General features: G+C 39.9%; 13 protein-coding genes and 1 riboswitch. Of the genes, 10 read left to right on the plus strand and 3 right to left on the minus strand.

Annotated features, from left to right (window positions below; translation table 11 throughout):
- Window positions 1–792: 792 nt before the first annotated feature.
- Together LJE72_RS25170 and LJE72_RS25175 are read left to right on the plus strand one after the other, a co-directional pair.
- A complete protein-coding gene (locus LJE72_RS25170; RefSeq protein ID WP_229250849.1) occupies window positions 793–1005 on the plus strand; it encodes a hypothetical protein in 213 nt (70 codons plus the stop codon).
- 554 nt (window positions 1006–1559) lie between these two features.
- Window positions 1560–2735 carry an SAM-dependent methyltransferase gene (locus LJE72_RS25175; RefSeq protein WP_229250851.1) on the plus strand — a complete coding sequence of 392 codons (1176 nt, stop codon included), beginning with the start codon at window positions 1560–1562 and terminating at the stop codon, window positions 2733–2735.
- 434 nt (window positions 2736–3169) lie between these two features.
- On the opposite strand, the gene LJE72_RS25180 is transcribed toward LJE72_RS25175, so the two are convergent.
- Window positions 3170–3871 (minus strand): DUF421 domain-containing protein, encoded by a 702-nt coding sequence (locus LJE72_RS25180; RefSeq protein WP_229250853.1) that lies wholly within the window; start codon window positions 3869–3871, stop codon window positions 3170–3172.
- Between the two features lie 567 nt (window positions 3872–4438).
- On the opposite strand from LJE72_RS25180, the gene LJE72_RS25185 reads away from it, so the two are divergent.
- The gene (locus LJE72_RS25185) at window positions 4439–4618 is read left to right on the plus strand and encodes an aspartyl-phosphate phosphatase Spo0E family protein (RefSeq protein ID WP_229250854.1); all 180 of its coding nucleotides are present in this window, start codon (window positions 4439–4441) and stop codon (window positions 4616–4618) included.
- Between the two features lie 33 nt (window positions 4619–4651).
- Here LJE72_RS25185 and LJE72_RS25190 read toward each other — a convergent pair whose 3' ends face one another.
- Both LJE72_RS25190 and LJE72_RS25195 read right to left on the minus strand, forming a co-directional pair.
- Window positions 4652–5914 (minus strand): Nramp family divalent metal transporter, encoded by a 1263-nt coding sequence (locus LJE72_RS25190; protein ID WP_229250856.1) that lies wholly within the window; start codon window positions 5912–5914, stop codon window positions 4652–4654.
- A complete protein-coding gene (locus tag LJE72_RS25195) occupies window positions 5911–7209 on the minus strand; it encodes a magnesium transporter (protein WP_229250857.1) in 1299 nt (432 codons plus the stop codon). The genes LJE72_RS25190 and LJE72_RS25195 overlap by 4 nt, the downstream gene beginning before the upstream one ends.
- A 195-nt stretch (window positions 7210–7404) precedes the next feature.
- A riboswitch (M-box (ykoK) riboswitch) is annotated at window positions 7405–7570 on the minus strand.
- Between the two features lie 251 nt (window positions 7571–7821).
- Here LJE72_RS25195 and scfA point away from each other — a divergent pair.
- From scfA to LJE72_RS25230, 7 genes are all read left to right on the plus strand, one after another.
- Complete coding sequence (gene scfA / locus LJE72_RS25200) at window positions 7822–7962, plus strand: six-cysteine ranthipeptide SCIFF (protein WP_073027411.1); 141 nt, start codon at window positions 7822–7824, stop codon at window positions 7960–7962.
- A gap of 119 nt (window positions 7963–8081) precedes the next feature.
- Entirely contained in the window at window positions 8082–9542 is a 1461-nt protein-coding gene (scfB, locus tag LJE72_RS25205; protein WP_229250859.1) for a thioether cross-link-forming SCIFF peptide maturase, read from the plus strand.
- 136 nt (window positions 9543–9678) lie between these two features.
- Window positions 9679–10347 (plus strand): tetratricopeptide repeat protein, encoded by a 669-nt coding sequence (locus LJE72_RS25210; protein WP_229250860.1) that lies wholly within the window; start codon window positions 9679–9681, stop codon window positions 10345–10347.
- Between the two features lie 218 nt (window positions 10348–10565).
- Complete coding sequence (locus LJE72_RS25215; RefSeq protein WP_229250868.1) at window positions 10566–11375, plus strand: MBL fold metallo-hydrolase; 810 nt, start codon at window positions 10566–10568, stop codon at window positions 11373–11375.
- Between the two features lie 18 nt (window positions 11376–11393).
- Window positions 11394–12542 (plus strand): S1C family serine protease, encoded by a 1149-nt coding sequence (locus LJE72_RS25220; protein WP_229250862.1) that lies wholly within the window; start codon window positions 11394–11396, stop codon window positions 12540–12542.
- Between the two features lie 361 nt (window positions 12543–12903).
- Window positions 12904–14559 carry a glutamine--tRNA ligase/YqeY domain fusion protein gene (locus tag LJE72_RS25225; RefSeq protein ID WP_229250864.1) on the plus strand — a complete coding sequence of 552 codons (1656 nt, stop codon included), beginning with the start codon at window positions 12904–12906 and terminating at the stop codon, window positions 14557–14559.
- A gap of 189 nt (window positions 14560–14748) precedes the next feature.
- Window positions 14749–14901 (plus strand): hypothetical protein, encoded by a 153-nt coding sequence (locus tag LJE72_RS25230; protein ID WP_229250866.1) that lies wholly within the window; start codon window positions 14749–14751, stop codon window positions 14899–14901.
- Window positions 14902–15043: the final 142 nt, after the last annotated feature.

Raw genomic sequence — 15043 nt, forward strand, 5'->3', positions numbered from 1 at the left:
ACATGACCTCAAACCCTTCTGGTATCTAGCTTTTATGAGAATTTAGCAAACCCTAGTTACGTTTAGTAATTTATCAATAATGCATCACACCTTAATCAAAATATTCCCAATTTAATTGTATCAGATTTAAGTCTGTTTATGAATCCCTAAACGAAATAGAATGAGTGACTTCTAACAAAGAGGCTATCGCGAATTTGACGCAATTAGCCTCTTTGTTTTTTAAGTGCGAATCAGAATGATTTTTTATTTTTAAACCCTTTAACAGAACCCGTTACTCCGGTTTATGTAGCTGCTTTTATTAAACTGCTAAATCGAGAGACGGATCGGATTTTGCCCTCTGAAGTACTATGACCGTAAATATCCAATGGTTTTGGCATGTCCGAGGAGGTCGCTTACTGCCGACAGCCACCTCTTATAAGTGTTTTGTGAACATTGACACAATATATGCTCGGGAACCAGCTAATCCCATTTGAGGTATTTGATCAAATTGCAATGCACAATAGATAAACCCTTTAGTAAAAACGTAACATCACGTTTCAAATGACAGATTGAAACAAGTCTAGGAGTAGTTAAGAAACGAGCCTTATTATCACAATGAGGCTCGTTTATATTAGCTGGAGTTTAGAAAGGTGAAGGGCTAAATGTTTAAATTCGAAGATGAGCACAAACATAGCATAATCAGTGAGAAATTGGTAACGCGTTTTGTTATTGTTTGTCAATTTATTATAGCCAGAGATAATGAAATGGATAAAAGATACTAGTTGAAATTTAATTAGAATATTGGGAGGCACTATGAATAGTTTAACAGTTGCAAAATTTAAGGATGGTTATATAAGAATTGAAGATTATAATAAGTCAATCCATAGTCCATTTTGCAATCCACCTTTAGAAATAACAGGAGTAAAAAACAAAATTTTTCGTGCTCCAATATCGCGAACAACTCTTTGGTACTTTAAGTATCTGATGTATCGTTCTTCTTCACCAGATGAATTACCACAATTATGACCACCGCGGTTAGGAAGGTTCGTACAGTTACTCAGATGAAGAAATTGATTAAGAAAAACACGATTGATGAACTCAATAAGGTTAAATTTAAATATAAGAAGGGTGACGAAGATTAAGTATCAATGAAGTCGTCAAACTAGTTGATGAATTAGAACCATGCTTACATCGACGTCCTTTTCTTCTCGGGTGACACTTGATCCTTAACCAACTTTAGATTCACAAATGGCATTCTAGTTCCTCCTCAATATAACACCTACACTGACTTGGTCAGTGGCAATTCAAAAATTCGCCAGAAATAGGACAATTAACTTTATTTTGAAACTCAACATTTTAAACGATAAGAAATCAATCTACTAATCATCTATAAAGCTCGCCTGTCATCTCGACAGATTGTTTGCATATATTTTAGATAGGGACATGAGTAAGGGATATACTATAATGAAAGCAAATAATAGGAATTAGCGTATTCATATTGTTCCACATAGGGCAAGCTATGGATATTATGGACTATCTCTTAAGGGGAACTGGTAGGTCATTTATGGGAGGCGGAAAAAATGAATATTGACAAAGTATTTTACCGGCATGTAATGAAAAACCTTTTTGCTGATCCTTGTGAAGTGAAATTTTGGGATGGTGAAGTTATCAAATATGGAGATGGGAACCCTCAGTTTCGAATTAATTTCAACGAGCCAATTGCTAAATTAGAAGTTTTTAGTGATCCTTATATGGCCTTTGCCGAAGGGTATATGTTGAAGAAGATTCATATTGTGGGAAGTGTCCAAAAGGTCATTGAATCCATCTATAAGAATCAGAGCAGCTTTCTCCATCAGAAAAAAGGTTATAAAAAGTTGTTTGGAATTTTCTCGAACAGTATTCGAGAAAACAAAGAGAATATTCAATTTCACTATGACATTGGAAACGATTTTTACAGATTATGGCTTGACGAAACTATGACTTATTCCTGCGCGTATTTTAAGTCTCCAGAAGATAGTTTGCTTCAGGCTCAACGTAACAAAGTATCGCATATCCTGCGCAAATTGAATTTACAGCCTGGTCAAACCATGCTCGATATAGGCTGCGGGTGGGGAGAGCTTATTATTGCTGCAGTAAAAGATTATCAGGTCAAAGCTCTCGGGATCACTCTTAGTTCTGAACAATACTATAAGGCCGCAGAAAGAATTGAAAACGAGGGATTACAAGATATGGTTGAGGTTCAGCTCATCGACTACCGGGAATTAGAGGGCAGAACTTTTGACCGGGTGGTCAGTGTAGGGATGATTGAGCATGTAGGTAAGGCGCATCTTAATAGTTATTTTTCAGCTGTAAGCTCCCTATTGAATAAAAATGGAGTATCTCTCTTACACTGTATTACAGGATATAAAGAATCGGCAATTAATAGCTGGTTCAATAAGTACATTTTTCCTGGCGGATATATTCCTGCAATACAAGAACTAGTTTCGCTAATGGCCACCAACGGATTCTATCTCATTGACCTAGAGAGCCTTCGCGAACACTACACTCGAACATTGGAACACTGGATCAAGAATTTTGAGGGTTCCCTCACATTAACTATGAAGATAAAAGATGAAACTTTTATTCGGATGTGGCGGCTCTATCTAAACTCATGTGCCGCTTCTTTCCATTCGGGTAATATCGATCTGCATCAATTCTTGTTTACGAAGGGGGTTAATAATAATTGGCCCCTGACCCGAATAAATATGTATTCTTAAATAGTCATCCTAGCCGTTAATAGTTTATTTCCATGCGTGTCACAGTTCACATTTGATAAAAAAAGCTACACAACAGAAACAACATAATCAACGCCTGGTTTCGGTGTTTTATTTTTGATATCATGTATCTAAGCAAATGAAACCGATTTTGATCTGTAAATAAAAGGCATTGCTATGAAAATAGAATAGAAGGAATTATTTGGTAAATATAACGTAGCTACCTATCGATAGTTATGCAATATAAATACAACAACAATGGGGCTAATTCAATAACCTATTCTAGGTATGGTTTTTTTAAAAGGCAAAAGCCATTAATGTCAAAAGTCTCACGGTTTTTAGATGAATGAAAAACGTGAAACCTTTTTGTTTAGCCCAAGGCCTAGTTCGGAGGATAGAGCGCTCGAATACCGATTCAATCGATGGTAGGTTCTTGTTTAGCGAACAGTTGACGGCTTTAATTGATCTTTTTCGATGACAAATAAACCATCCTCGTCTCTCCATTCAGCACAAAAAACATTATCGATATTAACATAGCCTTGCTTTTCCAGTTCAGTTTTGAGCCAAGACTCATCTTTGTCTATTTTCTGTAAGTCTTGATTAATAATTATTCCATCACTTACAAGAAGTATAGGTAGAGATTTAGGGCTTATTGTAAGATTGAGATCTTTAAGTGTAGGGGCATCGAATTCGGGTTTTCGCAAAACAGTTAAAGACCCGTTTGCCTCGAGTAGAGCATATTCAACTTCTCGAAAGGAAAAAACATCCTTGTCCCTTAATAAAGTTTGAAGTTCATTGATGTTCATGCGGTTTTTCTTAAGTGCTTGGCGATCGATAACTCCTTTTTGAATGACTAAGGAAGGTTCGCCCTCTAAAAGCTTTCTTAATGTAATGGATTTTTGCCCCACAAGTTGTATAGCAAAGATTAGGAGACCCCAAACAGAAATAGCAAACAAAATTTCAACAACGCCCGTGTCATCATCGTAGATTGCGTTACCTAGAAGCTCACCCATAATTAGAGCCGAGATAAAGTCAAAGGCAGTAAGCTGTGTGATTTGAGTTTTACCTATTAACCTAGTAAAAAGTAACAAACTAAAAAAGCCGATAATTAGTTCTAATGCTAACTGTCCTAAACCCATAAAATGCACTCCTTCTTTTATCCCTGCTGCTAGATTAAGCGTTATTCCAAGGAATATACATTTTATTAACAACCAGCAGGACATGCTCTCTAAACTTTAATTACAAAAAGAGGTAAAACATGGGTATTAACGACAGAAAGATAAGGTAATTTAAGCCATCTCGACTATTTATGACACGTTTTTTACTCATTGTGTGTAATAATGTTTCCAGAGATATGGTGAGCAAACACTCGCTACCCGGCAAAGTGCTTTTAGGACAACTGACCACTATAATAAAGTTGTATAATGGGGAGTATTTGATCAATTTCGAGACTCCCACTTTTTCAAGTGGGTGTTTCTTATTCTAATTCAGGGAGGCGGACTTCCCCACCGAAGTCTTGATGTTCAGCTTTAGCCGACGAGTTGACTGGTTTCCTTAACTGAGAGTAATCACCATATTTTTATTTAAATTATTTCTTCTGATCATAAAAACAAAAGGTCTGTAATTAAATTACAGACCTTTCGTAAAAGAGCTTTTGCTTCATAATAAATGGTAATAGTCAAATCGTAAGAAAGGAGGCATTAGTTATGATATTCGAAGATATTGAATTTTTAATTCACTTAATTGAAGATGCACGAGTAAATTTAAATGCTTCAGCAAAACATCGCAGCCTTACTGATCCAAGTATTATCGAAATGAGTCAAAGACTGGATAATTTAATTAATAAATATTATTCAATTACTGAAACACGTCATATCGCGTCTTGAAAGGGTGAGAATGACGAATAGCAATTTTCGGATCTAAAAACCCAAGACTCTGAAAACACTAGTGATAAATTCAGGAAATAAGGTTGACATAAGCAAAAGCAGGGTGAGAAATACTAAGATTAAAGTAAATGTCCAAGATATGACATTGAAAAATTTAGAATTAACGTACTCGCCCATAATACTTTTCTTACTGGCTATTAAAACCATAAAGATGAGTATAGGAGGCAATAGTACTCCATTTACGACTTGGGTTGTTAACATGACGTGGTACAAGGATAATCCGGGCCATAAGACAATTGCTGCCCCTAAGACGATAAGGACAGTATAAAGACTAAAGAACACGGGAGCTTCTTTATGGGATTTACTGATCCCATGTTCAAAGCCGAACGCTTCACAAACAGCATATGCGGTGCTCAATGGAAGTACAAAGGCTGCCAACATAGATGCGCCAAGTAATCCAAAACCAAACAGTAAACTGGCATATTCCCCAGCTAACGGTTTTAGCGCGAGGGCGACATCTTTAGCAGTCTCTATGGGGATATTGTTGGCGAAAAGCGTAGTTGCAGTGGATACTATGATAAAGAAGGCAATAAATCCTGTAAAGAAGGTCCCGATGAGAACGTCCCAGCGCGTATAGCGATAATCTAGGGCGGTTATGCCTTTATCAACGACTGAAGACTGAACATAAAATTGCCCCCAAGGGGTAATTGTAGTTCCAATCACTCCGATCACCATCAGTAAAAAAGCAGGGGTGCCTAGGAGGGTGGGGGTAATGGATTCTACAAGAACTTGAGGCCAGGGAGGTTTAACCATAATCCCTGAGATGACATAACTAAAAAAGGTTAAGCAGAGGAACAACAGTATTTTCTCCATTTTAGCGTAATCTGTTTTTATGACTAGCCACCAGATGATAAATGCCATGACAGGTACTGAGATATACTTACTTATTCCAAAAATCTCAAAACTTGTGGCAATCCCGGAAAACTCAGAAACAGTTGTCCCCAAATTAGCAATCAAGAGGACGCTCATAGCAAAGAATGCCCATTTAACCCCATAATTTTCCCGAATTAAATCTGATAGTCCCCGACCGGTTACTGCTCCGGTACGGGCTGAGATTTCTTGGGCTATGGCCAGAAGTACCGTGCTAATAAGCATAGTGAAGATAAGAGAATAGCCATATTTAGCCCCTGCCGCAGCGTAAGTGGCAATTCCTCCGGCGTCATTATCCGCAAAGGCCGTGACTATTCCTGGCCCCATGATGGCAAAGAATAGTGCAAACCGTGCTTTTAGGTTCATTCGCTATGCCCTCCTTTCGCTTGGCGGCGGCGGGCGATCAAGGTGGAGTAGATTTCCACCCGTGGACGATCAGGCATTAATAATTCTAATACATCGTCAACCGTGATGATCCCTAGGATTTGATCTTGAGCATTTACAACGGGCACTGCCAGTAAACCATATTTATGGATGATATCGGCAACCTTTTCGTGATCGTCATACGGAGAGATCTTCACAATTTTTGTGTGCATTAAGTCTCTTAATGTAGTTTCGGGAGAAGCAATAATAAGTTCGCGCAGGGAAAGGACCCCTTCAAGGGTTTCTTGTTCATCCACAACATATAGATAATAGATTGTTTCTGCCTCGGGAGCTAAGCGTCTTAATTCGTTGATAGCTTGTTCGGCAGTGATCCAAATCGGTAATCCAATATATTCAGTGGTCATTAGCGAGCCGGCGGTGTCTTCTTCGTATTGCATTAATTCTCGAACATCTTCGGCATCGTCCGATTCCATTAAGCTTAGGAGTTCTTCAGATTTTTCTGAGGACAATTCGCTTAAAATATCTGCAGCTTCATCTGGGGGCATCTCCTCTAAGATATCTGAGGCCCGTTCCTCATCCATTTGAGTGATCACTTCAACCTGGACATCCAATTCCATCTCAGCCAATGCATCGATGGCTTGTTGTGAATCAAGAGCATCGAGGAAAGTCGCCCGTTGTTTATAGTCCATGTCTTCAATGAGGTCTGCGATATCTGCAGGATGAAGTTGACGAAGTTGTTCTTTTTCCCGAGTGAGTTGAAGGGCAGACGTTCGATTTTCTAAAGGTTTAATATACTGGCAACCTACAAATTTATTCTCAATCCGACTTAAGAAAAACTCTACACCTAATCGGCGAAATAAGCCTCGTACACCGATATCTACTGCAACTAAAACGAGATATTTATGATCCTCGTGAGAGACCCAGGACAAAGAGATGTCATTGACACGAACTAATCTTGAGCCTTCTAAGTCGATGATTTGTTTATCTAACAGCCATTTGCCAATAAAAGTCTCGTCCTCGTGTAAAGGGCATGTCAGCAGGGGATTAAAAGTGGTATTAAGGTGCATCCCGTCATGATTCAAGGAGGCGACAAATTTGATGGGAATTAAATCATGAACCCCTTTGGTATATCGAATCCCTGTAACATGAGGGGAGACATTGTCCCAACGGATGGCCATGTCTAGTAATCGACCAATCCGACGTCCTTTGGCATCTCGAATAGGCTTATTAAGCAATTGACTGAAGTAAAATTCTCCTAGAACTTTCAAGTCCTCCATTTAATTCCCTCCTTTTAGCGACGGAGTCTGGCGCCTAATGTCTAAGCGACTCTGTACGCAATAAATTATTGGATAATACGAATGATAAGGGCCAGAATCCATAAATCCACCTCCTTATTGAACCTGAAAAGATAAAATATTGGGTAAAATAAAAAAGACCTCTATGGCAAAATAGAAGGTCTTTCAACAAACGTTTGACCTCCCTAATCGTTGAGCTTTAGCACTGCATAGCGTAGAGTATTCTCAGCCACCTTAAGTAAAACCTTATGTCGGCAATACCTGTTCTACCCAATTGGCGTCTCTCGACATTTCTGGGCAGTGGCCTATGTTTATGCAGGAGCCTCACCTAACAGAGATTATTTCTGGGACACTTTATTATATGTATAATCTAGCAAATTCGTCAACATTTTATGAAAATTTTTAATAACTTGAGGTCTATTTTTAAATGATTTTCTTTTGACTTACTTTACAATTATATTGAGAATATTTTGAGATTAAATACACTAAGAAAAGACTGTTTGACGAAGGTTAGACTTTGCCTTTCCGCTTAATATTGTGTTATAATCGAGAATGAATTAAATGACGTGATAGTCTCGAGAGGAGGGTGTTTGAATGGCAAAACACATTCAGACAATTGTGAAAGCAAACTTAAGTTCTACTGCAAAAACCGGAGGATGTGGCAAGTGCCAGACCTCTTGTCAATCTGCTTGTAAGACGTCGTGCACGGTTGGTAACCAAGTGTGTGTTAAATAAGGCCTTCAGGCTTAATTTGAAACATAGGATCTCAGAACTCACCCGCATACCGGGTTGGGTTCTGTTTCTGTTTAGAGTAACTGTTGGCAAGGGTCAGAAAAGAGAGGATTTGGATATCAATGTTAAATTTAGTGTATTTCAAGGAGTATTCTATTAAAAAGAATGTTCATAGTTATCGCCAAGGAGACTTATTCATCGCACATGATGTCAATTCTGGCTCTTTACATGTCCTTGATGAGGGAGCTTATGATGTAATTAAGGCTATTGAGAAGTTGCAGGAGATGTTGGAAACTGTAAACACAGAGGGGATCTGCCAGGTCCTTAGGCAAGCAGGTAAAACAGTAATTGTGAAAGAACTTTCTGAGATTCTTGATGAGCTGGAGGAACTGCGCAAAGAAAGTACACTTTTTTCCGCAGAGGCGGAGATCGTGCTTCCGATGTACCCAGAAAAGCCAATTGTCAAGGCCATCTGCCTCCACGTGGCTCATGACTGCAATTTACGCTGTGAATATTGTTTTGCAGGGACAGGGGCTTTTGGTGGAAGTCGAAGGATGATGGATGTGGAGACCGGTAAGAAGGGGATTGACTTTGTTCTAGAGTCGTCGGGACATCGGGATCACTGTGAAGTTGATTTCTTCGGTGGTGAACCATTACTTAATTTTGGGTTGATCAAGTCCTTAGTCGAATACGGGAGAAAGGCTGGAAAAGCCCATGGTAAAACCATCAAATTCACGCTGACTACTAACGGCGTATTACTGAACGACAGAATCCAGGAATTTCTTGAGCAAGAGGAAATCAGTGTGGTTTTGAGCTTAGATGGTCGACCAGAAGTCCATGACCGAATGAGGCCCTACGCTGATGGTCGAGGGAGCTACGCCAAAGTTACCCCTCTAATCAAACAGTTTGCTGCCAAACGACCAGAAAGCTCACCTTATGCGCTGGGGACATATTACTATGTTAGGGGCACGTACACCCATTTTAATCTGGATTTCGATCGGGATGTTTTGCACATGGCAGATTTAGGGATAAAACAAATTTCTGTGGAACCTGTTGTAGCAAGCCCTAAGGATGCTTATGCTTTTCAAGAGGGAGATCTTCAAAAAATACATGAAGCCTATGATCGCCTCGGTGAGGAGCTATTATTACGCCGTGCTCAAGATAGAGATTTTAATTTCTTCCACTTTAATATTGCCTTAGATCAGGGACCATGCATGATTAAACGCCTTTCAGGATGCGGAGCTGGTCATGAGTATGTGGCCATATCTCCGGAGGGAGATCTTTACCCTTGTCATCAGTTTGTTGGGCAGGAAGCCTACAAATTGGGGTCACTTTACGATGAAACCTCTTATCAACTAAAGGACACAGTGGTGAAGAGTTTTCGATCAGCTCATGTCTATAGTAAGCCGCTTTGCAGAGAATGTTGGGCTCGATTTGCCTGTAGCGGGGGATGTCATGCAGCTAACGTGGCCTTTACTCAAAGCTTGACAGATGTTTATACTTTGGGGTGTGAGCTTCAGAAAAAGCGTTTAGAAGTGGCATTTTATATAAAGATTAAAGAAATCCAACAGGATTTAATTTGAAAGTCTAAACACCTGCATTATATTTACTCTCAGAGAGGAAAAGGGCATAAGAAAACTTTGAAGATTAAAAGTTGGATGGATTAAAAAGACATGGTACAATGGTATTTGGGATTAAATGGTCAAGGAGGCGAACTATTTGAATAAAAAATCACAACGCATTTTTGCTGGCATTCTTGCTGTACTGGTAAGTATTGCTATGGTTGGTTCAGCTTTTATCGGTTATTTTTTTGATTCTGATACCCCTTTACCTAATACAGGAGCCTATAGTGCAGCTAATGCTGAAGCAGAATACCAAGCTCAAAAGTTGCGCATAGACGCGATGGTGGAGCAGGCCAAGAAAGACCCTGAGAATGTGCCGTTACAAACGGCTCTGGGAAATGAATATTATAATGCAGGAATGTCAGCTCAAACGGTTGCTCCTACAGAGATACAAGAAAATTTCAAAAAGGCTGTCGAGGCTTACCAAAAGGTATTAAAAACAAATAAAGATCCTAATATCACAGTAGATATGGCCACCTCTGCGTTTTATAGCGGGGATTATGACTTAGCAGAAAAAAGTTATAATGAGGCATTAGTCATTAAACCGGATTTTATTAATGCCTTGTTTAACTATGGAATTTTTCTGTCTCAAGCAAAGCAAGATTGGGCTGGAGCCATTAATCAGTGGCAAAAAGCCCTGCCGTTGACTCAGAACAGTTCGGAGAAAGAGACTATCGAGGAGATGATTCGTCAAGCTCAAAGCCAACTCAATGGTAATCAGACAACGGACGGCGTGTCAAATCCTATCTTAAAAAACGGCGAGTAAAATCGGCAGTGAACTCGTTCAGCTAAAGCTGAACATCGTAGAATAAGGAACACCCACTTGCAGAAGTAGGAGTCTCGGAATTGATGAATAAGGCTGGCGTCACTGATCTTTTTCTTCAATTAGTGACTATAAGCCCCTAATAGGTTCACTAAACTTTGCTTAAGAAGAACTTCACCCAAAAAAGGTTTCTTTATATGCTGAAAACGGAGGAACAAATATTGCATTTTACAACCTTGGCGAGCGGAAGTTCCGGAAACGCAATTCTTGTTGGAGAGAATAATCGACATTTACTTGTGGATTGTGGAATTAGTGGAAAGAGTCTGTTACATAACCTCTCCCAGATTTACCTCTCCTGCTCCGACATTGAGGGAATTGTAGTTACGCATGAACATGTAGACCATATACGTGGAGTGGGGATTCTAGCCAGGAAATTAAAAATCCCAATCTATGCTACAGCTGGACTTTGGAACGTTATGAGTCATTCCTTAGGGAAGATCGAAGAAGGTCAACGAATTGAGGTTCAAGAGTCATTTTCTTGCGCAGGTATGGATGTCTTGCTCTACCCTACATCTCATGACAGTCGAGAGAGTTATGGTCTAAAGGTCTCACGGCCCAAGCAGAAGAATAAGAGGGACTTGGCAGTTGGGATAGCCACGGACAGCGGCATGATTACAGAGGAAATGCATCGACATTTGCTAGGATGCGATGCATTTGTTGTTGAGGCAAATTATGACGATGAGCGGTTACAGAATGGGCCGTACCCGGCCTATCTGAAAAGGCGAATCAGGGGGAAATATGGTCATTTGGAAAATAAACAGTTGGCGGAAGGGCTTTTAGAGTGGATCAAGGAAAACACCCAACGGGTTGTGCTGGCCCATTTAAGTCAAGAAAACAATACTCCGGAAATCGCTTTGGCTACTGTTTTACGTATTCTTCGAGACTCGAAAAGATCGAAAGAGTATTCAAAGCTCCCTGTTGATGTTGCTCCAAGGCATTCCCCGCATGAATTGATTAGGTTAATTGAATAATAGCAATGGAGGTAAGTTATGGACTACTATAAGGACAATAATTATTCGCGGAGAGGTCCTGGCTTTTTTTCGACGGTTTTTGTTGCTTTAGTCAGTGCTTTATTAGGCGGAATTATCGCCGTGGCGCTGGTTCCATCCGTGTACGGGAATAAACAAGTGACGCCCACGAGCCAAGTTAGTTTGAATGAAGGCCCAACGACTCCATCCATTCAAACAGACGGTGGCGCAAATTTCCCAGTAACTCAGATTGCTAAAGCCACTGGCCCGGCAGTTGTCGGGATTGCTAATTTTCAATCTCGAGGATCTTTATTTGGAGGAAGTGGGTCGACTGAAGTAGGCAGTGGCTCGGGGTTTATCGTTGATGCACAACATGGTTACATTGTCACTAACTACCATGTAATCTCTGGAGCAGAAAAGATTATTGTAAGTATGGCTGATGGCCGCAATCTTGATGCAAAACTTGTAGGCGGCGATGAGCGTACAGACTTAGCAGTGGTTCAGATCGCGGATACTAAAGACTTAGTTGCTGCGCAAATAGGTGATTCATCAAAACTTCAAGTTGGTGAACCGGTGGTAGCGATTGGAAATCCTGGCGGACAAGAATTTGCACGCTCAGTGACTACAGGTGTTGTCTCCGCAACAAATCGAATCTTAAATATTCCGGGAGAAGCAAGTTTTAACCTCATCCAAACTGATGCTGCCATAAACCCTGGGAACAGTGGCGGGCCGCTTGTGAGTTATCAAGGGCAAGTGATTGGGATAAATTCGGCTAAGAATCAGGAACCGGGATTTGAGGGAATGGGTTTTGCTATCCCTATTACAGATGCTTTACCAACAATCAAACAACTAATTGAGAAGGGATATGCCAGTCATCCCGGACTTAATGTTCAAATTGATCCTAGTTATACTCCTGAATATGCCAGTCAACGAGGATGGCCGAAAGGTGCTTATATTTCCAAAGTTACACCTGGCGGCCCGGCTGAAAAGGCAGGAATTCATGCTGGGGACATTTTGACTAAGATTAATGGAATAGCAGTTAAGAGTATGCTTGAATTGACCCATCAATTATTGAAGCATAAACCGGGTGATACGGTTACAGTCACAGTTTATCGAGATAATAAGTCCGTGGAAGTTTCTGTAGTACTTACGGAAATAAAGTCGCAATAGAGGGATGATTTCTTAAGCCTGTAACTTAGGTTGATAAACAATTGAAGTTACAGGCTTTTTAGATTGTACAAATCTACTGTTATTAGCCTGTGCAACCTGGAAGAGAAAGACAAAGAAGTGAATTTACCGTTGTCTGTCTAACATTTCTTAAAGATCCGGACCTGTATTGACTCCGGATTTGCCAAATATATAGACTGAAATAAAAAGAAAAGGCTCAAAAATTGTGTTGTTTTCGTAATATATCCTGTTGAACAAAAAAAGGGGCACAGAAGTTGAACTCTCGCGATGAATGCAGTATTATTTAGGGTAAGGTTAAAATTGGCAGAATTAGGATCAGCATAGTGAGAAAGGTTGATAACGGATGGAAAACAAGCCCTCCTCGAATTTTCTTAAGAACATTGTTAACGAGGATCTGAAATCAGGTAATGTTGATCACATTATCACACGGTTCCCACCGGAGCCCAACGGTTATTTACATATTGGTCATGCCAAGTCCATCATTTTGAACTTTGAATTGGCGGATGAATTTAAGGGTAAGACTAATCTGCGTTTTGATGATACTAATCCTGTGAAAGAGGACACAGAATACGTAGAATCTATCAAGGAAGATGTATTGTGGCTGGGATATGAATGGGACAATTTGTTTTTTGCATCAGATTATTTTGAAGAAATGTATAATCGAGCCGTACTTCTAATTAAAAAAGGTATGGCCTACGTTTGTGATTCTACAGCTGAGGAAATTCGCAAAATGCGCGGATCGCTGATAGAGGTGGGACAAAAAAGCCCTTATCGAGACAGGTCCGCAGAAGAAAATTTGATATTATTTGAACGTATGCGCAAAGGCGAATTTAAAGATGGTCAAAAAGTTTTACGCGCTAAGATAGATATGGCTTCTCCCAACATCAATATGCGTGACCCTGTGCTATACAGAATTGCTCATGCAACTCATCATAACACTGGAGATAAGTGGTGTATTTACCCAATGTATGATTTTGCACATCCGTTGGAAGACGCTATTGAAGGAGTTACTCACTCTATCTGTACGATGGAATTTGAGGATCATCGCCCCCTGTATGATTGGGTTATACGAGAATGTGAAATGGAAGAGATACCTCATCAATACGAATTTGCCCGTTTAAACATGACCAATACCGTTATGAGTAAGCGGAAGCTTAAGCAACTGGTCGATGAGCATGTGGTAGATGGATGGGACGATCCGAGGATGCCTACCATTTCAGGACTTCGGCGCAGAGGGTATACGCCGGAAGCGATTCGTAGCTTTGCCCGTGAAATTGGGGTAGCGAAGGCTGACAGTGTTGTGGACAGCAAAATGCTTGAGTTTTTTATTCGAGAAGACTTGAAGCTCAAAGCACCGAGAACGATGGCTGTTCTTGAACCATTAAAGGTCGTCATTACAAATTATCCTGAAGATCAAGTTGAAATGTTAGAAGCTGAAATTAATTCAGAAAACCCGGAAATGGGTACTCGGCAAATTCCTTTTTCACGTGAGATTTATATTGAGCAAGATGATTTCATGGAAAACCCACCTGCAAAATATTTTAGGCTTTTCCCTGGAAACGAAGTCCGGCTGAAAAATGCTTATTTTATTAAATGCAATAATATAGTTAAGGATGAGAATGGGAAAGTCATTGAACTGCACTGTACGTATGATCTTGAGACCAAGAGTGGATCGGGTTTCACGGGAAGAAAGGTCAAAGGTACGATTCACTGGGTGGATGCCGCGCAAGCTGTACCTGCAGAGTTTAGATTATATGAACCTTTGATTTTAGATCAAGATGAGGACGACGAGAGCTCATTTATAGAGCATATTAATCCCCAGTCTTTAGAAATAGTTCATGGCTTTGTTGAGCCGAATATTAAGGGGTCGAAGCCCCAAGAAAAATTCCAATTCTTTAGACATGGCTACTTTAACGTCGATCCTATAAGTTCTAAACAGGAGAAGCTTGTTTTTAATAGAATTGTACCCTTGAAGAGTTCCTTTCAATTAACTAAATAAAAAAGGCTAAAGATCCCTCGCTTCACTTCATAGCGGGGGATTTTAGCGCGATTTTTATAAAAGCCTAATTGAGGGTTCTGACAATAAAAATGTCTTCATTTACTAAGGATTCCCAACTTTACCCATAAATCAGGTTTTTTTTAGTATTATTGGGGATACTGGAAGAAACTATATTAAAGGAGGGAAGGTATGCGTAACGAAGAATTTGTACCTGATCAGGGCGAATCCAAGGTGGATGAAGGCAATGAAAATGGTACTCTAACTAATCAATTAGATGATTCTATCGGGCTCAGTCAGCAGAAACTTAGAAATTCTGAGGTCAAAGAGCTGACATTTTCGTGATTATTTGAAACTGTAACGTATGTATTTAAGAGCAGAGACAAAGAAGAAATTTGTCTCTGCTCTTTTGCTATTTATAGTAGCATTTACAGATAGTGTCAATAAATGTTCGCAAAAACCATCCGAATTCCTAAAGGCAGATCAG

Origin of the sequence: Desulfosporosinus shakirovi, assembly GCF_020595055.1 — a bacterium.
GTDB lineage: Bacteria > Bacillota > Desulfitobacteriia > Desulfitobacteriales > Desulfitobacteriaceae > Desulfosporosinus > Desulfosporosinus shakirovi.